The organism is Bartonella phoceensis (genome assembly GCF_902825145.1).
Classification (GTDB): domain Bacteria; phylum Pseudomonadota; class Alphaproteobacteria; order Rhizobiales; family Rhizobiaceae; genus Bartonella; species Bartonella phoceensis.
On record NZ_CADEAD010000082.1, the window covers coordinates 1 to 255 of the forward strand.

Here is a 255-nt window from a genome sequence, read left to right on the forward strand (position 1 = left end):
TAGCTTCCTCAGATGCAGCATCCTCAAGAGGCAGAGAGCAAGACTTTGGACCTGCTCCAGATGATGAGCCCATATACGCGTCTATTCCGGACACACCAATCGGCGCGACTGGCGGGGGAGCTTCCCCCAGAGGGAGAACGCCAGATTTGGGGGCTGGTCCAGAGCAGGAGCCCATATACGAGTCTATTCCGGGCATACCAACCCGCGCGGGCGGCGGGGCAGCTTCTCCAAGAAGCAGAACGCCAGATTTGGGGG

General features: G+C 60.0%; 1 protein-coding gene. It reads left to right on the top strand.

Going from position 1 to position 255, the window contains the following annotated elements:
• On the top strand, window positions 1-255 hold a 255-nt coding region (locus tag J7R07_RS08155), incomplete at both ends, for a hypothetical protein (RefSeq protein WP_208436342.1).